A 26,045-nucleotide genomic window follows, 5' to 3' on the forward strand; every position below is an offset into this window, starting at 1 on the left:
AATGAAAACATTATTATTAATTGACGATGAACCAAGGATGCTGGAGTTACTAACGCTTTATTTAGAGCCTTCTTTTCATTGCATAGCGATGTCATCAGTTAGAGATGCTTTAGACTATTTAGAAGAAAATCATGTAGATTTAGTGCTGTTAGATATTATGATGCCAGATATGGATGGTTGGCAAGCTTGTCAGGAAATAAGGAAGTTTTGGGATGTACCGGTCATTATGCTAACAGCAAAAGCGGAACAGGCTGATATTATAAAAGGCTTAAATTTGGGAGCAGACGACTACATTTTAAAGCCTTTTGACGAGGAAGAGTTAGTAGCACGCATACATGCTGTATTAAGAAGAACAAAAACTGAAGAAACTATCATTTTTTTTGAAGGGCTACGATTAAATAAAGAATCTATTGAATTGTCTTTTCAACAAGAAGCTATTGTTTTAACGCCGAAAGAATTTTCGATGTTAGCGCTGTTTCTTGAATATCAAAATAAAGTTTTCTCAAGAGAGCATTTAATTAATACAGTTTGGGGATATAACGGTACTATTGAAGACCGAACAATTGATTCGCATGTCCGCAATTTACGGGAAAAACTAAGGAAAAGTGGCTTTCCTGTTGATGATTACTTACAGACAGTGTGGGGAATCGGCTATAAATGGCATAAGCTTGCTGACAAAAAGTAATTACAAACACCCTCTGATGGCAGAGGGTGTTTCGTTTTTATTTTGACGTTAGTTCACTATCTGTAACCCATTTATGATTTTTCATTTCTTCACCAGTAGTTGTTAATGGAAAATCAATCATATAAACGGTCGTTTGTACTGCGTCATCAATGCGAACAGTAGCATTTTCCATGCCTTTCATATGTGCAGCATCTGTTTTGACTTCAGTGCCTGGAGACAATGGGGCAACACCTGGATCTATTAATTCCTCATGTATTACCCATTTATGATTTTCTATTTTCTTTCCACCAGTAGTCGGTTCATAGGAGATAATATAGGCAGTTGTATCATATGCCCCAACAATCGTTGCTTCGGCGCCTGCCATCCCAGACATATGTCCTTCCTTAATAATAGCAGTACTGCCTACAGGGAATTTAGGGTTTTTAGCAGTTTTTAAAGTGGATGGAACTTCACCCGAGCTGGAATGATTCATCTCTTCTCCATGGCCTGTTTCTGCACTATGGTCCATTGCGTCACCATTAGCAGAGTCCGTCTTCGCTGCATCGTCAGAGCAAGCTGATAATATTAGTAAAGCCATTGCTGCTATAAAGCCTAGGAAAAAATTTCTTTTTAATACCATATGAATTTCCTCCTTACTATTTATTTGTCTTTAATGTAACAAGTAAATGTGCAGAAATTATGGATTAGGTTTTGTGCAAAATCCATTTGTATGAAGTTGAAAAGAGGAAAGATTGATTCCTAGATGAAAGAAGCTATAGACTACGATAATTATGTATGATAGAATCGTCATAATTTTAAAATTTCAGAAACTAATGGTGTGACGCTTGTTAACAAGTGCCACTTAAAAGGGAAGTCGGTGTAAGTCCGACGCTGTCCCGCAACTGTAACGAGGAGTTCTATGATGTAGTAGCCACTGTTTTTAGAATGGGAAGGCAATCATAGTAACGTTGAATCGAAGCCAGGAGACCTGCCAATTAGTTCATACCTGTAATGCCCACGAGGATGCAAGCAATTACGGACAATTGATGGATACTTCTCCAACTTTGTTTAACCTAGGGTATTTCTATGCATTCGTGCGTAGAATACCCTTTTTTATTGCTTCGTATTTATCAAGATTGATAAGGAGTTAATAAGCAAATGAATAAAAAATTTATGCTATTTTCATTGACCCTTCTTTTAGTACTGATTGCTTCAATGACGGTTGCTATTATGATTGGCTCAGTGTCAATTACACCGCTACATGTATGGAAGGTTATTTTCTCGAAAATTCCTATTTTCTCAAATACGATAGAGCCTGATTGGAGCCGCTCACAAGAAATTATTATATGGCAAATACGTGTCCCACGTGTCATGCTTGCAGCCATTGTTGGAGCAGGTTTAGCTATTGCTGGAGCAGCTGTGCAAGCACTTGTCCGTAATTCTATTGCAGATCCATATATTTTAGGTATTTCTTCAGGTGCGACAGTTGGTGCCACGGCTGTCATCATTTTAGGCGCTTTTTCATTTTTAGGTATTTACGCCCTTTCAGTAGCTGCTTTTCTAGGCTCCTTTATAGCAATTGTGTTGGTATTTTTCTTGTCACGTGTAGGGGGACGTATTTCTATTTTCCGTTTGTTGCTAGCAGGAATGGCTGTATCGTTTATATTATCTGCTACTTCAAATTTTATGTTAATGATGTCTAAGGAAGAGGGCGGTATAAAAGCCGTTATGTATTGGATGCTTGGAAGTCTTGCGGGCGCAAAATGGAGTAATTTATTCATTCCAGCTATTATCTTTTTCATCGTTTTTGGTTTGTTATGGCTACATTATCGAAATTTAAATTTATTACTACTTGGGGAAGAAGCGGCGGTCACATTAGGTGTTAATCTTCAACAATTTCGAATTCAATTGATACTACTCGTATCATTACTAACAGGTGTGCTCGTTGCGGTAAGTGGCTCCATTGGGTTTGTTGGTTTAATAATTCCGCATATCGTGCGATTAATAGTAGGGTCTAATTATAAATATGTTATCCCTATTAGCGCATTATTAGGAGGGATTTTCTTAGTTTGGGCAGATGCGATTGCCCGCGTGATAATAGCTCCAGAAGAAATGCCAATTGGAATCATTACTGCCTTTTGTGGCGGTCCATTTTTCATTTGGCTACTACGCCGTAACAATTATTCATTTGGTGAAGGAGATTAAAGGTATGACATTAGAGGCGAAGCATGTATCATTCTCCATTCATGATCAGCGCATATTAAAAGAAGTAAGCATTCAAATAAAGGAAAAGCAATTTGTCGGTTTAATTGGTCCTAATGGTAGTGGAAAGTCGACACTATTGAAAAATATGTATCGGTTATTAAAGCCCGAAAGTGGAACAGTATTATTGAATGAGGAAGATATTTTTCAGCAATCAAGTAGAGCGATTGCAAAAAATTTAGCCGTAGTTAGTCAGGAAACACCTGTGTTATTCGACTTTAATGTAAAAGATTTGGTGAGCATGGGAAGAACGCCACATAAGAAGCTTTTTGAAATGGACGATAAGGAAGACTTTAAAATAGTGAAAGAGGCATTGTCTCAAACGGGTATTGCCCATTTAGAAACACGCAGCTTTAGTTCCCTTTCTGGAGGAGAAAAAAAGAGAGTGATGGTTGCACGTGCACTAGCACAACAGGCGCAAGTGCTTATTTTAGATGAGCCTACTAATCATTTAGACATTCAGCATCAATTACAATTAATGGACTTAATTCAAACATTGCATTTGACTGTTGTCGCTGCCTTACATGATTTGAATATGGCTGCTATGTACTGTGATCAAATTTATGTTTTACAACAAGGTAGTATTGTTCATTACGGCACACCAGAAGAAGTGTTAACGCCTAAACTGCTTCGTGATGTTTTTGGAGTATACGCCGATATTCAAACACATCCACTGACAGGCAAACCGTATTTAACATATGTATCTGAACAATTCACAAAAACTACATAAGTGCCAGTCACTCAAACAATTCTGATACAATTTGCATAAAGCATTGCAAGTAGGGTATTTATAAATAACCAAGTAAAAATCCACGCACACTCCTGCTGCTTACAATGTGCCCGCGGAAAGCGAAGTGGATTTTTATGATATAGGAAGTCTGATATTTGTTAGGTGTATATGCGGAGCACCAGTCACACAAATAATTTACTGTGTAAGTATTGAATTTTATGGTTAACCAAGTAAAAATCCACGCAGACTCCTGCGGGAACGCACGTAACGTAAGACGCAACAAACGGCGCGCAGCGACGGTTGCGGCTGACAATGTACCCGCCGGAAAGCGAAGTGGATTTTTATGATATAGGAAGTCTGATGCTTTTGTTAGGTGTATATGCGGAGCACCAGTCACACAAATAATTTACTGTGTAAGTATTGAATTTTATGGTTAACCAAGTAAAAATCCACGTAGACTCCTGCGGGAACGCACGTAACGTAAGACGCAACAAGCGGCGCGCAGCGACGGTTGCGGCTTACAATGTGCTCGCCGGAAAGCGAAGTGGATTTTTATGATATAGGAAGTCTGATGCTTTTGTTAGGGTCTATGCTAATGCCAGTCACCAAAACAATTCAGAAGATTTTTGCGGTTTAATTTTTGTATAGTTGTGAGATATTCGGGGAACGTTACTTTTGAAAGGATGCGTGACGAATATGGAAGAGATTAAATTTGCACAATTAGATCACACACAGCTAGAAAAAATTAATGAGCTAGAAAAGAAAATTGGTGTTACTTTAGTTGCTTATGATGCAGCGGCAACACCAAATCAAGGTTCAGGTTCATACGACACTGATAATAGTACAAATCAAAACCATCCATCTTAAATAATGAAAACGCCTTGCAACAATGTAAGGTTTTTTCATTTTATAATCGAACAAAAGGAGCTGTATACATGTTTCAGGACTATTATACGGATTTACATATTCACATTGGACGAACAATGAGTGGGCGAGCAGTGAAGATTACGGGAAGTAAAACTTTAACATTATCGCGAATTTTAGAGATGACTAGTGCAAAAAAAGGGCTTGATATAATCGGCATTATTGATTGTCATTCGCCAGAAGTACTTGCTGAGATGGAGATGATGATAAAACGCGGTGAACTAGAAGAGTTATCGGAAGGGGGCCTTCGGTTTCAAGAAACTACGCTTATTCCAGGCTCGGAAATTGAGATTTATGATAGCAACTGTCATGGCCCAATTCATGTGCTAGCTTATTTTCCTACTATCGCAGTGATGGAAGATTTTTCGGTTTGGATGAGAGGCTTTATGAAAAACATTCATTTAAGTTCACAGCGTATTTATTGTGATGGACAAGCGCTGCAACAAAAAGTTCGAGAATTAGGGGGTCTTTTTATTCCAGCGCATGTTTTTACACCATTTAAAAGTTTATTTGGAAGAGGCGTTCACCACAGTTTAACTGAAGTGTTTGATCCACAGCTTATAGATGCTATAGAACTTGGTTTAAGCTCTGATACCAATATGGTAAAAAATATATGGGAAATTCAGCGGTATACATTTGTGACTAATTCGGATGCTCATTCGCTTGGCAAAATTGCACGTGAATATCAAAAACTACGATTAAAGGCAGCTAATTTTACCGAATTAAAGATGGCACTCCATGAACAGGATGGGCGAGGCGTAATAGCTAATTATGGGTTAAACCCATTGCTTGGCAAATACCATCAAACAGTATGCGCTAAATGTGGTAAGCAGTTAAACGATGGGGATACAATTTGCAGGTCGTGTGGAAGTTCACAAATCGTGAAAGGCGTTGCGACTCGAATTATGGAACTATCTGATTTGAATAGTGCTGAACGTGAGAGACCACCGTATATTCATCAAGTACCACTTGATTTTATACCAGGTTTAGGTCCGAAAATGATGGAAAGATTACTTCACGCATTTGGAACTGAAATGACAATTTTACATCGTATTACAACCGAGCAGCTTGCAGAAATTGTGCCACTTAAAATAGCAAAGATGATTGATTTAGCTAGAACAGGACAATTAAATATTGCAGTTGGTGGAGGAGGCGTCTACGGAAAGGTCCAATCTGAATAGGGTAAATCTTTAGGTGAATATAGGGCGATTTTAGGTATTTACTATTAATGTTCCCATTTTTATCCTCAATCTAGTAAACTAGAAATTATTAGATGTGCAGGAGGAGTGGGAATATGCAATTTTCAAAGAAATTTCGTTTTTTAGCTGCTAGTGTACTAGCTTTACAGTTAATAGTCCCTGTAGGAGCAAGTGCAGAGAATAAGCAAGATGACATTGCGCCAAGCTGGGTCGTACAAGCTGATTATGTGGCGCTAGGTGATTCATTGGCACATGGCATGAATGAGGTTGGAGCAATAGGTCTTGGTTATACAGATTTTGTTGCACAGGCATTGCAACAAGCGGGTTTGTTAACATCTTATAATAAAGGCTTTGCCTATTCAGGCTATACAACGAAAAATGTGTTGGCAGACTTACAAGGTGACGTAGAAAAACCTGTGACTGGGTTTGGTTATACAAATGATCGTGCAAAGCTTAGAGCGTCGATTCAGGAAGCGGAGCTAGTTACGTTAACTGCTGGTGCGAACGATTTATTGCCTATTTTAAAAGAAGCAACAACAACTGGTATAGATACTGCGGCCATTTTAAAAACATCGCAAGAAGCGATAAGTAATATAGCCGCCATTTTAGCGGAAATTAAAAAGCTGAATCCGCAAGTGCAAATTTATGTTATGGGCTACTATAATTCTTTCCCATATTATAGCGAAGAGCTGCAGACACAATTTAAAATGCTATTAGGAATTATGAATGCTTCTATTAAAACAACTGCCGAAAAAGCAGGTGCAATATTTGTGCCGACTTTCGACGTTGTGGCTAAAGATGTGCCAACTTATTTACCAAATCCAGAAAACATTCATTTAAGTGAAGCAGGCTATCTAGCTGTAGCAAATCAAGCATTTTTACCAATTATTAAAGCAAGCCCATTATGGGATGCCTCTTCTGCAATCCAAGTCAATGTTGAAAGTAGTACAGCGGCAAAGGTAAATTGGCAAGCAGCAACAGATAATGAGGGTGTTACGAAATACAATGTTTATGTAAATAATAAGCTCTACTCTACAGTTAACGCTGATCAAATGACGATAACGCTCGATAGTTTAACAGAAAATACTGCTTATACAGTTGCTATAAAAGCGTTAGATGCGGCTGGTAATGAAAGTGTTCAAAGTCCAACTGCAACATTTACAACAGGTAGTAAAGTACAATTTCTAGATATAAAAAATCATTGGGCAACGGAGTTTATTCAAAAAGCAGCTGAAACAGGCATTTTGAAGGGCTATGCGGATGGAACATTTAGACCTGAACAAAATATAACACGTGCCCAAGCAGCGGCAATGCTCGTTAGAAGTTTAGGTTTAACAACGAAAGACAAAGCTCCATTCATAGATATTGCAAGCTACGATGCAGAAACACAAGCAGAAATTGCAGCAGCTTACGCCCATGGGCTTATTAAAGGGTCTGATGGCAAGTTTAATCCGAGTCAGCCAATTACACGTGCGCAATTAGCATTAATGATTAACCGCGCATATAATCAGCAGCTCAATCAAGCATATGTTGCGAAAAGTAGTACACCCTTTACGGATATAGATAGCTATAATGAAGAGACGAAAAATGCTATCACAATGCTATATGAGCTTGGTATTGTAATAGGGAGTGAGGGAAAATTTTCTCCAGAAGCAGCAACAAAGCGTAGTCATGCAGCTAAAATCTTTGTTAACTTTAGTGAGCTATTGAAATAATCAGCAGTAAGTGTTCGTGAGGGTAATGTAATGTCGCCAATATAGTTGAGATTTACGGCCATGAATCCTACAAAAAAGCCGTTCAATAAATCGACTGTAAGATTTATTGAACGGCTATTCTTTTTGTTAAGAACTATGATAGTTTGGCAATAATGCCTTCTTCATCATCTAATATTAGCTCAATACCTGTTGAGAAAGGGTCTTGGTGTAGAACGTCTTTTATCCATACACGTAGAGCGCCAATCATAGCGGCAGTATTTAAAACTTCCATTTGACCATTTGTTTCAACTTCTGCGCCGAAGCCTGTTTCATCTTCATAAGTTAACTCAACAAGTACATCTTCTGGGCGAAGATTTTTATGATATGCCTGTGATAGGCAAATCGCATTGATAATATCTTGTTCGTTAATTATTTGTGCCATTGTGTAGCTTCCTGTTCTTTACGTTTTTTATCTTTAAACATATTGATAATTTTAACGACAAGCATCACAATAACAACAATTGCAGCAACGTTGATTAATAAGCCTAAAATATTACCAAGCATTCCTAGACCACTAAATAGACTACCGAATAATAGACCTGCTAAACCACCTAGCATTAAGCCTTTCATTAGGCCACCAGAGAAAAAGCCGCCTTTTTTCGCAGTAGTATCTGTTTTGTTTGTAGACGTAGTATTATTTTTATTTGTTGTAGCATTATTTTGGTCTTTAGATTTATCCTGAGATTTTTGGATATTTGAACTATTGTTATTGTTTGAGAAGCCTTTTTTACCTGACTTATAAGATTTCGCTTCAGCAGTCGGTGTGTCCGAAATTAATAATGTTGCACCAACTGACGCAAACATAAGTGTCGCTGCGAAAAGAGCAGCAATAATTTTTTTCATTACTTACATTCCTCCAATATAATTTTATATTTTGTCATAAACTAGTTCTTAATAGTAATTTTACATGAACTATAGTGAAAAATAAAATATTCACTACCTGTAATTTAGGAAATTTGCAATATATGAACAAGTAGTGTCAATATACTGCTGAATGGGGAATAGTAAGGAAGGAAAGGGGTAAATGTAATGCTACCAACAATGACATTATTGATTTCAGTATTTTTAATGCTATATATTACGGAAAAAAGGCGATTCTTTAATGCTGTAGTTTTAGGATTAATAGGCTTGAATTTATTTGTAGGAATAACAACACGTTATGCATTATTCATTAACGAACAAGGCATTGTGTCCAAGATGGGCATAATGACGTTGTTTGGTATTATCCCTAGTATAATGTTGTTATTATCTATCGCGATGTTTTTCAATAGCAAAATCCTACTTGAAAAAGAAGGACGAAGAATTCGAAATTTATTATTAGCTGTATTTGGATTGGCTTTCCTATTAATGATGATTGGATATGTCTTTATATTTTTTACAAATATCGAAAATGGATTTTGGCATATTCTTTTCTTTTATGCATTTTTGATTTTTGCTTATACAGTATTTTTATATACAAGTGTGATGGTCTACGCTATTATTTATCATTTTACACCGATAACATACGAGCCTCGTTATATTATTGTGCTCGGATCGGGCCTTATCGGTGACAAAGTTCCCCCTCTGCTAGCAAGTCGTTTAGATGAAGCTGTTAAGCAATATAAAAAATATGGGGAACGTCCCTTTATTATCGTCTCGGGTGGGCGTGGAAGTGATGAAAAAGTTTCAGAAGCATTTGCGATGGAAACATATATAATAGATGAATACCAAATACCGCATCGCAAAATATTGATGGAAGATAGATCAACAAATACAGAACAGAATATGGCTTTCTCAAAAGCAACTATGGATGCGCATGCGCAAGGAAGGAAATATCGTTCCCTTTTTGTTACGAATAACTTCCACGTATTTCGCGCAAGCATTTATGCTAGAAGGGCAAAGCTAGATGCACAAGGTGTAGGTTCTAAAACAGCGTTGTATTATATACCTAACGCTTTTACTCGGGAATTTATCGGTTTATTAGAAATGTATAAATGGGTACATGTAACGGTCTTTTTCGTCATTACATTATTAATAGGACTCATGTTAAGAGCATATGTGTAACCATTCTTGAACTGCCTTCCATATAATAGTAGCAAGGCAGTTTTTTTACATAGTGTGCAAGGGGGGAAAACAAATGTATGGGCAATTTTTAGCAAAGCAAAATAAGGAACGAACGGAGTCCTTACAACAGCTAACACATATACAGAATACATGGTTTGCACAAAATTTATCTTTACTCAATTTGGATGAAGTACAACTGACGACCTTGCAAAAAATGCTATATCAAGTTATTCAAGGATTGTTAAGAAAAAAACAACAACGTCACTTGCAAATTGTACATCCAGAGCAAACACAAACAGTACAAGATAATGTTTTAACACTGTTAGCAGAATACGATGACTTATTGCGTGAGGCAATACCACTCCCTATTTATATTTTAATATGGCAAATTACTTCTTTAGAGAAGTTAGCTTATACAACAGAAGTTGTGGATGATGTTCTCGATATACTGGAATGGTATGTTATGAAACAGGACGAAGCGGTCGAACTATTTGAAGAAGAAGATTTAGATCATGAAGAAATCATTGATTTATACAAAGCAGCAATTGAAGAACAAGATGCAGATGCCCAGTTTGAGCTAGGAGAATATTATAGTACAAACGATGATACACCTTTCCAGCCCGAAAAATCGATAAAATGGTTTGAACTAGCAGCAAAACAAGGTAGTGCAAATGCTCAATATGCACTTGCTAACTATTATTTTGAAGGTATTGGTGTAGACGAGAATTATGATCGGGCATTCCAATTGTATGAAGCTGCTGCAAATCAAGGGCATGCAGATGCAGCCAATAACTTAGCTGATATGTATTTTAATGGGGAAAGTGTACAAGAAAATATGGTACTTGCAAAGAAATGGTTTGATGTTGCCGCAACACAAGGTGTGGCTGAGGCAATGTTTACATTAGGTATTATGCATGAGCAAGGGCTAGGGATTGCGATAGATGAACAGCAGGCATTTAACTTCTATAAAAAAGCGGCTGAGGCAGGCTATGTTGAAGCGGAATACAGGCTTGGTGGAATCTATTTAGAAGGTCATTTAGGGCAAACTCGTGATGTAAATCGAGGTTTATATTGGTTTGAAAGAGCTGCTGAACAATATCATGTAGATGCATTTTATGATTTGGGCTTTATTTGGAGCAAGGGGTTAACGGGAATCCGCAATATTGAAAAAGGTATTCATTGGTTCAAGCAAGCGGCACTTCAAGGAGATCCTGAAGCAAAATTACAACTTGGCCACATTTACAATAAAGGTGAAGGTATACCACGAAATATTAAAGAGGCAAAGAAATGGTATGGACTTGCTGCAGAAGCAGGGATTGAAGAAGCGTCTCAATTACTTGAGGAGTTAGATAATTTGTAAATTCCGACTGTTGTTATACTGGAATTACCCGTAATGGTTAGCTATAAACTAGCCATTGCGGGTTTTTTGCTGTTATAAAGAAAATAATGCTTATACGACATTACAAAGAAATAAGGACGCAATGGATTAAATCTTTGCATAATTGGCCAATGATTATTGTGATTATTTAGAACTATTTATTAACTATCTCGGTATTGGTCTTTTAGAACTGTTTTTAGCTGTTGTTTTAGGTTGATTGACCTCTTTGGAATGAATAAATGATAGATAGTAAAATTGCTGCTACTTAATTATGCTCGTAGTAATTCAAACAATATTCTTTAATTAGTAAAAAGACCGTAGATATAGTTAACGAAAAATGTTGAATTAGTAATTTTATCACATTTCCATGATGGATAACTTTTTGGTTTAGTAATAAATATTATAATGATAAATGGTAAAAAATAGGTTAATATAAATTGACAATTATATTTAAAGTGTATATTGTAAATGAGTAATTTTAAAATGTAAAATTAATGAATTATTGATTATTATGATGTTATTTTGTTATATTATTTTCTTGTTAATTTATTAGCGGTCGTGGTATTTTTTCGTATATTTATAAATATATTTGGGTAAACGGAAATAGATTATGCTCAGCTCTTCAAAAGAACATGTATATGAAAGAGGGAAAAGTGTGATTTTTCAAAAACAGAAAAAGGCAATGCCATTAGATTTACAACAATACTCAGTGACAATGGATGTTCCGAACTCACGAACATTGGTGAAGCAGATTGAAATGTTAAATTTGACCAAACTAGATTTACAATATTTAAAGGCTTTTAAACCATTTGTTGAGGACAACATAAATCAAATCGTAGACCGATTTTATGGAATGATTGGAACTGAGCAAAGTTTAGTAGATATTATTAATAAACATAGTTCTGTAGATAAGTTGAAGGTCACATTGCGCCGTCATATTATTGAAATGTTTAACGGTACAATAGATGAAGAGTTTTATAAAAGACGAGTAAGTATCGCAAAAGTACATGTACATATCGGCCTTAGAACACAATGGTATATTTGTGCTTTCCAAGATTTAGCCATTTCATTTATTGACTTGGTAGAAAAACATGTAGAACACCCTATGGACCAATTTAATACAATTCGTGCAATCTCTAAAATTTCTAATTTTGAGCAGCAGCTTGTCTTAGAGGCTTTTGAAAGTACAGTCGAACGACTAAAGGAAAATGTAGAACGTGAGAAAGAAGCAGTTGAGAGAAAAATCGTGGAATCTTCAGAGGGGCTTGCTGCAATTTCTGAAGAAACAAATGCCTCATTCCATCAATTAAATAATCAATCACATGAGATTAAGGAATTGGCGAAAAGATCATTGCAGGTTAGTACGCTAGCTGAAAGTCAGGCGATTGAAGGTCGGGAACGTCTACAACATCAATCAAAAAATATGAGTAACATTATTCAATCAGTAGATGATATTACAGACAATATTAAGCAATTGACAGAAATGTCTAAGGAAATGGAAGCGATTATGAATGTTGTGACGAACATTGCAAATCAAACAAATTTATTAGCTTTAAATGCAGCTATTGAAGCAGCTCGTGCTGGAGAAGCGGGGAAAGGCTTTAGTGTAGTAGCCGATGAAGTTCGTAAATTATCTAGTCAAACAAAGGAATCTGTCACATCCGTAGCTAAATTATTAGAAAAGACGACGGAGCGAACGGATAAGCTTGCTCACACACTTAGCCATATTCAGGAAGAAGTTGCGTCAGGTGAGGAAAACATGACTCAAACTGAGGGGCAATTTAACAAAATTTTAGATGCTATGACACAAGCTAAGTGTCAAAATGATCGCATGGAAAAAGAAGTGCTCGCTGTGGCTGAGATTCTTAATGAGCTTGGACTTGCATTTAATGAAGTTACAAATTCAGCAGATAAATTAGCGAATGTTGCCCAAAACTTAAACTAATTTAATGATTTCATAAAATGGGGCTTAAATGTCCTCTAAATAAAAAATTAATTTACAATCCGCTTTGCTTTCCGCAGGTAGGATAGGAGCTTTATCGTCTTTGTGCTCTTGCCCTCCTATAAGGAAAACGAAGTGGATTTTTATTAAGGGTGCCAGGCACTCAAACAATTTACCCGTAGCGCAATCAACGGCTATTTATTTTTTGATTGCTTCATTTTTGCTAAATTTGTAATGGGTTGAACGTAAATGTTTGCAAAAACAGTTTATACTAATAGGAGATAAATAAAGAAATTAGGGGCGATCTTCATGGAAACAATAGTTGTATTGGGTGGCGGGATTACAGGTTTATGTACGATGCATTATCTACAACGTCAAGTATTGGAGAAAAAAATAGATGTAAACCTAGTACTTGTTGAAAAAAATGCATACTTAGGTGGAAAGCTATACTCCGCATATGACCATGGTTTTATAATGGAAACGGGCGCTGATTCAATTGTAGCTCGTCATAAAGGTGTTATGGAGCTAGTACAGGAGCTTAACTTTGAACAGGAGCTAGTGTACAACGAAACAGGAGTATCTTATATCTATACAAACGACGAATTACATGCAATACCAGCTGATTCAACATTCGGTATTCCTATGAGTTTAGCATCTCTGGAAGCAAGTACGCTTGTATCAGAAGCTGGTAAGCAAATCGCATTACAGGACTTAACGATGCCGAATAAAGGTTTTACGAAAGAAAGCTCAATAGGCGAGTTTTTAACGTATTACTTAGGTGAAGAGCTTGTGCAAAATCAAATAGCGCCAGTATTAGCAGGAGTATATTCTGGTGACCTACATCAACTTTCGATTGCTTCTACATTGCCGTACTTAATCGATTATAAAAATGAATACGGTAGCATCATCAAGGGGTTTGATGCAAATCGCGAACAATTTATGAAAGCTTCCAATAAAAAGTTTATTTCGTTTAAAAAAGGCTTATCATCTCTAATTGACCGTCTTGAAGAAACGTTAACAGAAGTAGAAATTATTAAAGGTGTAGCAACAACAAGTGTAAAGAAACATGAAGGGCAATATACAATTACATTAGCAAATAGTAGAAAGCTTGAGGCTAATCACGTTGTTCTAGCGTTGCCCAATGAAGCGGTGCAAAGCTTATTACAGGACCCATCGTTAGATCATTATTTTAAGGAATTTACTACAGCTTCTGCAATAACAATTTACTTAGGTTTTGATGTACCGGATGCAGTGCTACCAGCAGATGGAACGGGTTTTATTGTGTCACATAATTCAAATGTCCAATGCAATGCAGCAACTTGGACAAGTCGAAAATGGAAGCATACATCTGCTAATAGTAAATTGCTTGTACGACTCTTTTATAAGAGCATCAATCCTGCGTATGAAAAATTACGTAAGATGACAGATGAAGAACTAGCTGCTGTCGCATTAGACGATGTAAAGAAAAGTTTAGGGATTGATGAAAAGCCAACTGTAGTTAATGTTGCGAAATGGATTAATCAAATGCCAAAATACGATTTAGCACATCATGAGGCATTGAAGGGCTTAATAGCTGAGCTTGCAGAAAGGTATCCAAATTTATCGATTGCAGGCTGTTCTTATTTCGGAGTAGGCATTGGTGCTTGTATTCAAAATGGTAAAAAAATAGGCGAAGAGCTTGGAGAAAAACTAGTATAACGGTAAAACAAATGCGGAAATTTGATATTTTTCTGGAGAAATCTCCTTTGTTAAGTGAAATAGTCTTGACTCTATCGCCTGTAAACGATATGATTCTTTTAATTATTTGAAAAATTCATACTACATTCTTATCGAGAGAAGCCGAGGGACTGGCCCTATGAAGCTTCAGCAACCAACTAATGTCAGGTGCTAAATCCAGAAGACCTTTTTGGTCGAAGATGAGAAGGAAAAACAATTACGATTCGTTAAAGCCTTCTTTTTTTAAAAGAAGGCTTTTTATATTTTTGGATACAAGGAAAGTGAGGGTTACGTTTTATGGGATTGCTAGAAAAGTTAAAATCACATGTGTTAACTGCAGATGGTGCCATTGGTACTGTATTATATGGCTACGGCTTGGAGTACTGCCATGAAGAAATGAATGTACAGAGACCGAAGTTAATTGAAAAAATCCATAAAGAATATATTGCTGCTGGTGCAGATGTGATTCAGACAAATACTTACGGTGCTAATGCGATTAAATTAGCACGCTACGGTTTAGAATCGCGAGTTCAGCAGTTTAATGAAGCTGCAATCACGATTGCGAAACGTGCTGCAGCAGATGGCGGACAATTTGTGTTAGGCACAATTGGAGGCATCCGTGGTATTCGTAAAAGTGATGCAACGTTAGAGGAAATTTTATCGACAGTTGAAGAGCAAGCAAATGTGTTACTTGCAGGCAATCCAGATGGCCTTTTACTTGAAACGTATTATGATTTCGAAGAGTTAAGCGCAACGTTGAAAATGTTACGTGCCAAAACAAAGCTACCAATTATTGCGCAGGTGTCGATGCATGAACCAGGCGTGTTACAAAATGGAATGGCATTAAATCAAGCATTGCACGAGTTAGAGGCTCTTGGTGCAGATGTAGTAGGCGTAAATTGTCGTTTAGGACCGCATCATACAATTCAAGCATTTGAAGGAGTTGAGCTTCCTGAAAAAGCATTTATGTCTGCATATCCAAATGCATCCTTGCTAGATTTAGAGGATGGGCGTGTCGTATATGAGTCAGAAGCTGATTATTTTGGTCGTGCCGCAGTTGCACTGGTTGACCAAGGTGTTCGTTTAATCGGTGGGTGCTGTGGTACAACACCAAAGCACATAGCAGCAGCGAAAAAATATTTAGAAGAGTTAACACCTATTGAAGAAAAGTTAGCAAAGCCTGAAAAAGTACAGGTTGTACGTGAAGCAGAGCCTGCGACGTATGAGCCATTGCACGCGAAGGTAAAGCGCGAGCGTTCGGTTATCGTGGAGTTAGACACACCAAGGCATTTAGAAATTGACGGCTTTATTCAAGGTGCGAAAAAATTATATGAAGCAGGCGCTGATGTAGTGATGATGGCAGATAATTCACTTGCATCGCCCCGCATTAGTAATGTGGCAATGGGTGCGTTATTGAAGGAAACGCACGGTGTCCGACCGTTAACGCATATAACGTGCCGTGATCGTAATTTAATTGGATTACAGTCACATTTAATGGGCTTAAATGCACTTGGCATTCATGATATTTTAGCGGTTACTGGAGATCCGACTAAGGTAGGTGATTTCCCAGGAGCCACAAGCGTTTATGATGTATCTTCTATGGAGCTAATCCAGCTGATTAAACAGTTAAATGACGGTATTTCATTTTCCGGAAAGCCACTTCGTAAAAAGGCAAACTTCTCTGTAGCGGCAGCATTTAACCCAAATGTACGTGTACTAGACCGAGCAGTAGCTCGACTAGAGAAAAAAATAGAGCATGGTGCGGATTACTTTATTTCTCAACCAGTTTATACGAAAGAAAAAATCATTGAAATTTATGAGGCAACAAAGCATTTAGATGCACCAATTTATATTGGTATTATGCCAGTAACGAGCTATAAGAGCGCTGAGTTTTTACACCATGAAGTACCAGGTATCAAACTATCTGACGATGCACTGTCACGCATGAAGGCATGTGGTGAAGATAAGGAACGTTCAACATTAGAAGGGATTGCAATTGCTAAAGAGTTAGTAGAAGTAGCTGCAGAGTATTTCAATGGTATTTACTTAATTACACCGTTTTTACGCTATGATATGACGCTAGAGTTAATGAAATTTATTGAGCAATTGGATGAACAGAAAAAAGGGGTAAGTATAGATGGCTAAGCACTTGATTGAAGAGCAACTAGAGAAACGAATATTAATTCTGGATGGCGCAATGGGTACAATGCTTCAAAATGAAAACTTATCAGCAGAAGATTTTGGTGGCGAGGAGCTTGATGGTTGTAACGAGAATCTTGTATTAACTAGACCTGATGTGCTTGAAAAAGTTCACCGAAAATATTTAGAGGCTGGTGCGGATATTATTTGTACAAATACGTTTGGAGGTACGCCTCTCGTATTAAATGAATATAGCCTTGGGTCTAAGGCAGAAGAAATTAATAAACGTGCGGTAGAAATTGCGCGCAAAGTAGTGGATGAGTTTTCTACTCCAGAGTGGCCCCGTTTTGTTGCGGGAGCAATGGGGCCAACGACAAAAACATTATCAGTAACTGGCGGTATTACCTTTGATGAACTTGAAGAAAACTTTTATGTACAGGCAAAGGCACTAATCGAAGCGGGCTCAGACGTACTGCTTCTTGAAACAAGTCAGGATATGCTAAATGTAAAAGCGGGGACACTGGGGGTATCACGTGCGTTTGAGGAAACTGGAAAAGAACTACCTGTTATGATTTCAGGCACGATTGAGCCAATGGGCACAACGCTAGCAGGGCAAACGATTGAAGCCTTTTACATATCAATTGAGCATATTAAGCCGTTATCTGTCGGCTTAAACTGTGCGACAGGTCCAGAGTTTATGACAGATCATATTCGTTCGTTAGCGGAGCTTTCTACCGGCTATATTAGCTGTTATCCAAATGCTGGTTTGCCAGATGAGGAAGGTTGTTATCATGAATCTCCAGAAACTTTATCTCAAAAATTAAAAGGTTTTGCTGAAAAAGGCTGGCTTAATATTGTTGGCGGCTGTTGTGGAACAACACCAGCACATATTGCGGCAATCCGAGAGGTGCTGAAGGATGAAAAGCCGCGTCAATTACCGGAAAGTACACATGGTCATGTTGTATCTGGTATTGAACCTTTAGTATACGATGATTCGATGCGTCCGCTATTTATTGGGGAGCGAACGAATGTTATCGGCTCCCGAAAATTCAAAAATTTAATCATTGACGGTAAATATGAGGAAGCGGCAGAAATCGCACGTGCACAAGTGAAAAATGGGGCACATGTTATAGATATTTGCTTAGCGAACCCAGATCGTGATGAATTAGAGGATATGCGTGGCTTTATGCAGGAAGTTGTTAAAAAAGTAAAAGTACCGCTTGTAATTGATTCTACAGATGAGAAAGTAATTGAGGAAGCGCTGAAATTTTCACAAGGTAAAGCCATTATCAATTCTATTAATCTAGAGGATGGCGAAGAACGTTTTGACGCCGTAATGCCATTAGTGAAAAAATATGGTGGCTCTTTAGTTGTCGGTACGATTGATGAGCAAGGGATGGCAGTAGATCGCCATCGTAAACTAGAAATTGCCGAGCGTTCTTATCAATTATTAACAGAGAAATGGGGCTTAGCTCCAGAGGATATTATTTTTGACCCGCTAATGTTCCCAGTTGGTACAGGGGATGAACAATATATTGGTTCAGCACTTGAAACAATCGAGGGCATTCGTCTTATTAAAGAAAAACTGCCTCGCACGTTAACGGTTCTTGGCGTAAGTAATATTTCCTTCGGCTTACCACCAGTTGGCCGTGAAGTATTGAATGCTGTCTATTTATATCACTGTACACAGGCAGGCTTGGATTACGCGATTGTCAACACAGAGAAGTTAGAGCGTTATGCATCAATTCCTGAAGAGGAAATTAAGCTTGCAAATGACCTATTATTCAATACAAATGATGAAACATTAGCGGTATTTACTGATTTTTATCGTGATAAAAAGAAAGAGAAAACTGAAGCAGATATTCCGAAAACAGTGGAAGGACGCTTAGCTTATTATATTTTAGAAGGTACTAAAGAAGGGCTTATTGAAGATCTTGATGCCGCTCGTGAAATTTTTGACGCACCGCTTGATATTATTAATGGACCATTGATGGAAGGGATGGCTGAGGTTGGTCGCTTATTCAATGATAATCAGCTTATCGTAGCGGAAGTATTACAATCAGCAGGTGTTATGAAGGCGGCTGTAGCGCATCTTGAGCAATTTATGGAGAAAAATGAGGACAGCTCTGGTAAAGGTAAAATGGTGCTTGCTACTGTAAAAGGCGATGTGCATGATATTGGTAAAAATCTCGTAGATATTATTTTAAGTAATAACGGATATAAGGTGGTTGATTTAGGCATTAAAGTAACGCCATCACAGTTAATCGAGGCTATTCGCAAGGAAAAGCCTGATTTTATCGGTCTGTCGGGATTACTTGTTAAATCTGCTCAGCAGATGGTTATCACTGCCCAGGACTTTAAAGCAGCAGGTATTAATGTTCCTATATTAGTAGGAGGCGCAGCGTTGTCTCGTCGCTTTACTGAAACGAAAATTGCAAACGAATATGAAGGTCCTGTTATATACTCAAAAGATGCGATGCAGGGGCTAGAGCAAGTAAATCGTTTAATGGGTACAGAGACGCGAGAAAACTTTTTAGCTGAAATAGCAGACTCACGTCAAAAACGGTTAGAGGCTGATGAGAAACGTGCAGCGCGACCTGCGAAAGAAATTACTGTGAAGCCTGTACGTACAGTAAAAGATGCGACTGTGTTCCTGCCTGCGGATGTTCGTCGTCATGTGAAAAAGGATTATTCCGTGTCACATTTATATCCATATGTGAATATGCGAACATTGATTGGTCACCACTTAGGTCTAAAAGGACAAGTTCAGCAATTGCTTGATGCAGGAGATGAACGGGCAACAGAACTAAAACAACTAGTCGATGGTTATTTACAAAGTGACCTATTAAAACCTTCAGGCTTGTATCAGTTCTTCCCAGCGCAAGCTGATGGAGATGATGTTGTCGTTTATGATCCATCAGATAGTAAAACGGAAATTGAACGTTTTACCTTCCCGCGTCAGCAGGTTGAACCGTTTATGTGTTTAGCTGATTTCTTGAAAACAGTAGATAGCGGAGAGATGGATTATATTGCACTGATGGTTGTAACTGCTGGTCAAGGTGTTATGGCGAAAGCTCGTCAGTTAAAAGAGGAAGGGAAATTCCTTGAAAGTCATGCCCTTCAATCAACAGCTCTAGAGCTTGCAGAAGGCTTTGCAGAGCGTATGCATCAAGAAATTCGTGACCAATGGGGCTTCCCTGATAATACAGATTTCACAATGCGCGACCGTTTTGCCGCGAAATACCAAGGGCAACGTTTCTCATTTGGCTATCCTGCCTGCCCGAACTTGGAAGACCAAGAGAAATTATTTGGCTTATTAAAGCCTGAAGACATTGGGGTTCATTTAACAGAAGGCTTTATGATGGAGCCAGAAGCATCCGTATCTGCGATTGTTTTTGCACATCCAGATGCAAGATATTTTAACGTGTAATATAGATAAAAAAGGTTTATCTTTATGGAGAAGGTTTAATGCCAATTTAATAAAGTGAACGTCTACGTCTATGAGGGGTGTGTTGCGGATATTGAAATGGTGTGATCGTATGACCAATCAAAGCGCAATATGCCCTTTGTGGTGAGGCAAATTAAATAGTTGCATTAGGTACAACCCTGCCGTTATCGGTGGGGTCTATTTCTTTTATGGTGAGGACGTGAATAGGATGATTCGATTTATGGAAGAAAAAGATTTGCCAGAGGTTTTAGTTATTTATAATGACATTATATTAACGAGTAAAGCGGTGTATAGGTATGAGATACAATCGTTAGAAGAAAAGAAACAATGGTTTCAAGAGCAAAAGGCAGCTGGTAATCCATTGCTAGTCTATGTAGAAAACGGAGTAGTCGCAGGTTTTGCAAATTATAGTCAGTTCCGTCCTTACCCTGGTTATAAGTATACGATGGAGCATTCGGTATATGTGCACAAGGACCATTATAAGAAAGGCATCGCAACAAAGTTAATGCATCAGTTGATTAAGCTTGCACAGGAGCAAGGTGTGAAAACGTTAGTTGCTGGTATTGACGGAGAAAATATTGGAAGCATAAAGGCGCATGAGAAGCTAGGCTTTGAATATGCAGGAACAATTAAAAATGCTGGTTATAAATTTGACGAATGGTTGGATTTAGTATTCTATCAACTACATTTACCTGGACCACAAAAGTAGTGTGAATGGGCTTTAATGATAAAAACGTATGCATAGTGGGGAGTAAAAATCTTACTTGGCTATCGTAGATGTGTATGACAAATGTCATGCGCTTTTCATGATGTTTGCGTCTGTTGCTAGTTATACTCTTGTTTTATGATGAGGTCATAAGCAAAAGGAAACGAGGGAAAAGGGAATGGCAACAGATAAAGAAAAAACGAAGAAATTGCGCCAAGATGTAGCGCCATTTGCGAAATCAGATACAGGTAAAAGTATTTTTCAAATGGTCAATACAATTGTTCCGTTAATTGTCCTATGGGTTGCTGGTTATATGTTAGTGGATGTTTCGCCATGGTTAACTGCTGGTTTAAGTATTATTTCTGCTGGATTTGTCGTTAGAACATTTATCATTTTCCATGATTGTACCCACGGTTCATTTTTCAAAAGTAAAAAAGCAAACGACTGGGTTGGCTTAGTAACTGGGGTAATTACATCTTTCCCATATGAAAAATGGAAGCGTGAGCATACAATCCACCACGCAACAAGCTCGAACTTAGATAAGCGTGGTATTGGTGATATTGATATGATGACAGTAGAGGAATATTTACAATGTTCTAAAGGTCAACGTTTATGGTATCGTTTTTACCGTAATCCACTTGTAATGTTCGGCTTAGGGCCGTTATACATGGTGTTAATTTTGAATCGTTTTAACCGAAAAGATGCGAAACAAAAGGAACGCACGAACACTTACGTAACAAATATAATTATTTTAGGTATCTGTGTAGGTCTTATTTACGCTATGGGTTGGCAAGCATTTTTATTAGTTCAAGGCGTTACTTTATTTGTCGCTGGTTCCCTTGGCATTTGGTTATTTTATATTCAACATACGTACGAGGATTCTTACTTCGAGCACGATTCAGAGTGGGATTATGTAAAAGCTGCTGTTGAAGGCAGTTCGTACTATAAACTACCGAAGCTATTACAATGGGCAACAGGCAATATCGGCTTCCACCACGTGCACCATTTAGCACCGCGTGTACCGAACTATAATCTTGAAAAAGCACATAATGAAACACCGCCATTGCACTCTGCTACTACAATTACATTGCGTACAAGCTTAGAATCTTTACGCTATAAATTATACGATGAAGACCTTGGCAAATTTGTAACTTTTAAAGATGTAAATGAAATTATAAAACGAAAAGCGAAAGGCAGTATTGCTGCTTAGTAGAATACAGCCAGCCATCTCTTTTTGGGATGGCTGTTTTATATAAATAAGGATATGTCCGTTTGATAGTTACAGGATAGCAAGTGAAGGCGCAAATATTCTTTTCTTGTTATAATGTAGGGAAAAGTAGGAAAGAGCGTGAGATTATGATGAAGAAATGGCATAGTATCATTCCGAATAGTCCTATGCTCAGTGTTTATTTATGGGTTATTTTTTGTTTTCTACCGTTTTTCTTTATATTCAGAAAATCATCGTACATTGAAATATCAATTGGGATAACTTTTTTAATGCTCTATTTTATTTTTTATCGATTTTCTGTGAACTCTAAAAACGGACTAGTGTATATGTGGATTAGCTTTGAAATGGTCATTAATATTATTTTAACTATATTGTATGGTTATGTGTATTTATCGATTTTTACGGCCTTTTTCATAGGCAATATCCGTAGACCTGTTGGCTTTTACATAATGTATGGGCTCCATATCGGCTTTACAGTGATTTCTACAGGAGTTGGCTTCTTTGTAGAGCTACATTTATTTTTATCGCAGCTACCTTTTGTCGTACTAACGATATTGGCAGTAGTACTTCTACCTTTAACGATTTATTCGAAAAATAAGCGTGAAAATTTAGAAGGTCAACTAGAAACTGCAAATGAACGAATAGCTGAATTAATTGTCTTTGAGGAACGACAACGTATTGCACGTGATTTACATGATACGCTTGGTCAAAAGTTGTCGATGATTGGTTTGAAAAGCGACTTAGCCTCGAGACTGATTGCTCGTGATCCACAGCAAGCTTTAATTGAAATTAAGGATATTCGTCAAACAGCTAGTATTGCCTTAAAAGAGGTACGAGAATTGGTGTCAGATATGCGGACAACTAGATTTGAAGATGAGCTTATGCGTATTTCTCAAATTTTAAAAGCGGCAGAGATGGAATTTGTTTTTGAGGGAGATAAGGAATCATTGCAAGTTCCACCTCTCGTGGAAAATGTTTTATCTATGTGTTTAAAGGAAGCGGTAACGAACATTGTAAAGCATAGCGGAGCAACTAAATGTGAAATTGCCTTCCATCAAAATTTTAAAGAAGTACACTTAGTTGTTCGTGACAACGGACAGGGGATTACGAAAAAACAAGCATTGAAGTCAGGTAATGGCTTAAAAGGGATGCATGAACGCTTAGAGTTTATAAATGGTTCATTTAAAATAGAAAGTGAAAATGGCACTACTTTAACGGTATCTATACCGGTGACTATTACACATCAAAAAGTTAAAGAAAATTTGAAGAACCTATAGAAAGAGGGTTATGGCTTGATACGAATTGTAATTGCTGAAGATCAGGGGATGCTATTAGGCGCACTTCGTTCCTTACTTAGTATGGAGGAAGATATGGAGGTCGTCGGGTTAGCAAAAAATGGTGAGGAAGCATTGGCGCTTGTAGAAGAGCATCAGCCTGATATTTGTATTATGGATATTGAAATGCCAGTGAAAACTGGACTTGATGCGGCTGAAGAATTGCAGAGTTCCGACTGTAAAGTAATTATATTAACTACATTTGCTAGACCTGGTTATTTCGAACGAGCAAGAAAAGCAGGTGTCCGAGGTTACTTATTAAAGGATAGTCCTATCGAGGAATTGGTGAGTGCTATTCGGACAATCGTAGATGGTAAACGAATTTACGCACCAGAACTTGTTGATTTTGTTTACGAGGACGATAGTGAAAATCCACTAACTGAGCGTGAAAGTCAGGTGTTAACACTTGTAGCAGAAGGTAAAACAACAAAAGAAATTGCAGCGGAGTTATTTTTATCGGCAGGGACTGTGCGCAATTATATTTCAACAATATTAGAGAAGCTCCATGTCGGGAACCGTATTGAGGCTATTGCACGCTTTAAGGAAAAAGGATGGAATAAGTAAGTCTTCTGAATGTACTTTTGATTGGCGAATAGGTATGCTAAAAAACATAGATTTTATCTATCACTATTCAAAAGGGAGCAAGATATATGCAAACTATTACTGGTAAAACGGCTTTAATTACTGGAGCCGGTCGTGGTATTGGCCGTGCAACAGCCATCGCCTTTGCAAAAGAGGGCATCAACGTTGGGCTAGTGGGTCGTACATTAGAGAATTTACAACAAGTTGAAAAACAACTAAAGGCATATGATGTAAAAGTCGCGATTGCTACAGCTGATGTAGCAAATCTGCAATCCATCACAACGGCTGTAGAAAGTATTCGAGCTGAATTAGGACCAATCGATATTTTAGTAAATAATGCGGGGATTTCGAAATTCGGTAAGTTTTTAGAACTTTCACCTGAAGATTGGACGAATATTGTAGATGTAAATGTTAAAGGTGTTTATTACACAACACGTGCCGTCCTACCAGAAATGATTGAACGTGAGTCAGGGGATATTATTAATATTTCATCTACAGCAGGTCAAAAAGGTGCCCCGATTACGAGTGCATATAGTGCATCGAAAGCGGCTGTTATTGGCATGAGTGAATCATTAATGTTAGAAGTTCGAAAACATAATATTCGTGTTGTAACGTTAACACCAAGTACTGTTGCAACTGATATGGCAGTTGAATTACAATTAACTGATGGCAATCCGGAAAAAGTCATGCAGGCAGAAGATTTAGCAGACTTAATGGTAGCTCAATTAAAATTACATCCGCGTGTTGTTTTAAAACATGCAGGTCTATGGTCAACAAACCCTTAAAAGTAGATTTCCAACAGAAAAAGTGTTAGATTGACTGCCATCAATCTAACACTTTTTTGCTATGCCGTTGATGTTCGCTACGGCGGGCACACACGTAAGCGGCAACCCTCGCTAACGCGCGACTTGTTGCGTCTTACGCTTGCGTGCGTTTCCGCAGGAGTCACCGCCTTCGCTACCATCAACTGGTATTATCTGCTTAATATTTTAATAGTTATGTCCCAACTTCTTTTTATTACTTTTTGCGCTTTGTTAAGCGACCAAGAACGAATGCACCAGCTGCTACAGCAAGAACTGTATTCGTTTTCTTCGTAAATACTTGTTTTGTCACAAGGTTAAGATTTTGAGGACGCTCCGCTAAGCGACGCATAAAGTAACCGTACCAATCTTCGCCAAATGGAACGTAGACACAGAAGTTATAGCCTTCTTTCGCAAGTTCTTTTTGCATATCTGTACGGAAGCCATATAACATTTGGAATTCAAATTTATCAAATGGAATATTGTTATCAGCAACAAAGCGCTTTACGTGTGCAATGACGTTATGGTCATGTGTAGCAATCGATGTAAATTTACCATGTAATAAATGGTATTCAATTAGTTCGATATAGTTTAAATCAATATCTAGCTTATCTTGGAAGGCTACTTCCACAGGCTCTTTATATGCACCTTTTACGATACGTAAACGGTAGTTTTTAAATTTCTCAAGATCGTCTTTTGCTCGGTAAAAGTATGATTGAATAACAGTACCGACATTATTGAATGTTTTTGAAAGCTCTTCTACCATATCAAATGATGTTTGTAGACGGCCGTAATTTTCCATATCAAAGTTTACAAAAATATCATAGGCTGCTGCTTTTTCTACAATCTCATATAAATTGTCGTAGCAAAAATCAACATCAATGTCTAAGCCTAATTGAGAAGGCTTTAACGAAATATGTGCATCAACATTGTTTTCATGAATAGCTTCAATGACAGCGAGGATTTGATCCTTAGCTTTTGTAGCTTCCTCTTCATTCGCAACAAACTCCCCTAGATTATCCACTGTGCAAGAGATATTATGTGCGTTTAATTCTTTGATGCTTGCAATCGTTTCTTCTATATTTGTACCAGCCACCACACTTTGGGCACCTAATTTTAAGCCGTATTTTTTAGCAGCACTATTTAATAGTTGGTTTTCAGATAATTGGATGAAAAAATCGCGTAATAACATGGGT

21 protein-coding genes and 2 riboswitches are annotated in these 26,045 nt (G+C 37.7%); of the genes, 17 read left to right on the forward strand and 4 right to left on the reverse strand.

Annotation, left to right across the window (positions count from 1 at the left end; all coding sequences use genetic code 11):
• The first annotated feature begins 1 nt into the window (after window position 1).
• A complete protein-coding gene (locus NSQ74_RS06165) occupies window positions 2-685 on the forward strand; it encodes a response regulator transcription factor (protein ID WP_340822142.1) in 684 nt (227 codons plus the stop codon).
• 37 nt (window positions 686-722) lie between these two features.
• Here NSQ74_RS06165 and NSQ74_RS06170 read toward each other — a convergent pair whose 3' ends face one another.
• Entirely contained in the window at window positions 723-1,304 is a 582-nt protein-coding gene (locus NSQ74_RS06170) for a YdhK family protein (protein WP_340822143.1), read from the reverse strand.
• A gap of 177 nt (window positions 1,305-1,481) precedes the next feature.
• Window positions 1,482-1,674: riboswitch (cobalamin riboswitch) on the forward strand.
• Between the two features lie 148 nt (window positions 1,675-1,822).
• Between NSQ74_RS06170 and NSQ74_RS06175 the strand changes: the two genes are divergently transcribed.
• From NSQ74_RS06175 to NSQ74_RS06195, 5 genes are all read left to right on the forward strand, one after another.
• Complete coding sequence (locus NSQ74_RS06175) at window positions 1,823-2,869, forward strand: FecCD family ABC transporter permease (protein WP_340822144.1); 1,047 nt, start codon at window positions 1,823-1,825, stop codon at window positions 2,867-2,869.
• Window positions 2,870-2,873: 4 nt separating this feature from the next.
• Window positions 2,874-3,656 carry a heme ABC transporter ATP-binding protein gene (locus NSQ74_RS06180; protein WP_340822146.1) on the forward strand — a complete coding sequence of 261 codons (783 nt, stop codon included), beginning with the start codon at window positions 2,874-2,876 and terminating at the stop codon, window positions 3,654-3,656.
• 696 nt (window positions 3,657-4,352) lie between these two features.
• A complete protein-coding gene (locus NSQ74_RS06185) occupies window positions 4,353-4,523 on the forward strand; it encodes a hypothetical protein (protein ID WP_340822147.1) in 171 nt (56 codons plus the stop codon).
• A gap of 68 nt (window positions 4,524-4,591) precedes the next feature.
• Window positions 4,592-5,761 carry an endonuclease Q family protein gene (locus tag NSQ74_RS06190; protein WP_340822148.1) on the forward strand — a complete coding sequence of 390 codons (1,170 nt, stop codon included), beginning with the start codon at window positions 4,592-4,594 and terminating at the stop codon, window positions 5,759-5,761.
• 113 nt (window positions 5,762-5,874) lie between these two features.
• Window positions 5,875-7,494 carry an S-layer homology domain-containing protein gene (locus NSQ74_RS06195; protein WP_340822149.1) on the forward strand — a complete coding sequence of 540 codons (1,620 nt, stop codon included), beginning with the start codon at window positions 5,875-5,877 and terminating at the stop codon, window positions 7,492-7,494.
• Between the two features lie 133 nt (window positions 7,495-7,627).
• On the opposite strand, the gene NSQ74_RS06200 is transcribed toward NSQ74_RS06195, so the two are convergent.
• Together NSQ74_RS06200 and NSQ74_RS06205 are read right to left on the reverse strand one after the other, a co-directional pair.
• Entirely contained in the window at window positions 7,628-7,915 is a 288-nt protein-coding gene (locus NSQ74_RS06200) for a DUF2653 family protein (RefSeq protein ID WP_340822151.1), read from the reverse strand.
• On the reverse strand, window positions 7,903-8,376 hold the full coding sequence (locus NSQ74_RS06205) for a hypothetical protein (protein ID WP_340822152.1): 474 nt from the start codon (window positions 8,374-8,376) through the stop codon (window positions 7,903-7,905). Before NSQ74_RS06205 ends, NSQ74_RS06200 begins: the two co-directional genes overlap by 13 nt.
• Before the next feature lie 186 nt (window positions 8,377-8,562).
• Here NSQ74_RS06205 and NSQ74_RS06210 point away from each other — a divergent pair, with 186 nt between their 5' ends.
• From NSQ74_RS06210 to NSQ74_RS06260, 11 genes are all read left to right on the forward strand, one after another.
• Window positions 8,563-9,576: a YdcF family protein gene (locus NSQ74_RS06210; RefSeq protein WP_340822153.1), complete on the forward strand. Its 1,014-nt coding sequence runs from the start codon at window positions 8,563-8,565 to the stop codon at window positions 9,574-9,576.
• Window positions 9,577-9,649: 73 nt separating this feature from the next.
• The gene (locus NSQ74_RS06215) at window positions 9,650-10,936 is read left to right on the forward strand and encodes an SEL1-like repeat protein (RefSeq protein WP_340822154.1); all 1,287 of its coding nucleotides are present in this window, start codon (window positions 9,650-9,652) and stop codon (window positions 10,934-10,936) included.
• A gap of 673 nt (window positions 10,937-11,609) precedes the next feature.
• Window positions 11,610-12,899, forward strand: coding sequence for a globin-coupled sensor protein (locus tag NSQ74_RS06220; protein WP_340822155.1), 1,290 nt, complete (start codon window positions 11,610-11,612; stop codon window positions 12,897-12,899).
• 306 nt (window positions 12,900-13,205) lie between these two features.
• Window positions 13,206-14,594 carry a protoporphyrinogen oxidase gene (gene hemG, locus NSQ74_RS06225; RefSeq protein WP_340822157.1) on the forward strand — a complete coding sequence of 463 codons (1,389 nt, stop codon included), beginning with the start codon at window positions 13,206-13,208 and terminating at the stop codon, window positions 14,592-14,594.
• Between the two features lie 125 nt (window positions 14,595-14,719).
• Window positions 14,720-14,819, forward strand: a riboswitch (SAM riboswitch).
• Window positions 14,820-14,909: 90 nt separating this feature from the next.
• Window positions 14,910-16,757 (forward strand): bifunctional homocysteine S-methyltransferase/methylenetetrahydrofolate reductase, encoded by a 1,848-nt coding sequence (locus tag NSQ74_RS06230; protein WP_340822159.1) that lies wholly within the window; start codon window positions 14,910-14,912, stop codon window positions 16,755-16,757.
• On the forward strand, window positions 16,750-20,181 hold the full coding sequence (gene metH, locus NSQ74_RS06235; protein WP_340822160.1) for a methionine synthase: 3,432 nt from the start codon (window positions 16,750-16,752) through the stop codon (window positions 20,179-20,181). The genes NSQ74_RS06230 and metH overlap by 8 nt, the downstream gene beginning before the upstream one ends.
• Window positions 20,182-20,407: 226 nt before the next feature.
• The gene (locus tag NSQ74_RS06240; protein ID WP_340822161.1) at window positions 20,408-20,908 is read left to right on the forward strand and encodes a GNAT family N-acetyltransferase; all 501 of its coding nucleotides are present in this window, start codon (window positions 20,408-20,410) and stop codon (window positions 20,906-20,908) included.
• Window positions 20,909-21,083: 175 nt separating this feature from the next.
• Entirely contained in the window at window positions 21,084-22,115 is a 1,032-nt protein-coding gene (locus tag NSQ74_RS06245) for a fatty acid desaturase (RefSeq protein WP_340822162.1), read from the forward strand.
• Between the two features lie 149 nt (window positions 22,116-22,264).
• Window positions 22,265-23,410, forward strand: a complete 1,146-nt coding sequence (locus NSQ74_RS06250) for a sensor histidine kinase (protein WP_445669072.1) — start codon at window positions 22,265-22,267, stop codon at window positions 23,408-23,410.
• Window positions 23,411-23,425: 15 nt separating this feature from the next.
• A complete protein-coding gene (locus NSQ74_RS06255; protein ID WP_340822163.1) occupies window positions 23,426-24,031 on the forward strand; it encodes a response regulator transcription factor in 606 nt (201 codons plus the stop codon).
• A gap of 86 nt (window positions 24,032-24,117) precedes the next feature.
• Window positions 24,118-24,834: a 3-ketoacyl-ACP reductase gene (locus NSQ74_RS06260; protein ID WP_340822164.1), complete on the forward strand. Its 717-nt coding sequence runs from the start codon at window positions 24,118-24,120 to the stop codon at window positions 24,832-24,834.
• A gap of 232 nt (window positions 24,835-25,066) precedes the next feature.
• On the opposite strand, the gene NSQ74_RS06265 is transcribed toward NSQ74_RS06260, so the two are convergent.
• Window positions 25,067-26,041 carry a proline dehydrogenase family protein gene (locus NSQ74_RS06265; RefSeq protein WP_340822165.1) on the reverse strand — a complete coding sequence of 325 codons (975 nt, stop codon included), beginning with the start codon at window positions 26,039-26,041 and terminating at the stop codon, window positions 25,067-25,069.
• Between the last annotated feature and the right edge of the window lie 4 nt (window positions 26,042-26,045).

It is taken from the genome of Lysinibacillus sp. FSL W8-0992 (assembly GCF_038008685.1).
In the GTDB taxonomy this organism is placed as follows: domain Bacteria; phylum Bacillota; class Bacilli; order Bacillales_A; family Planococcaceae; genus Lysinibacillus.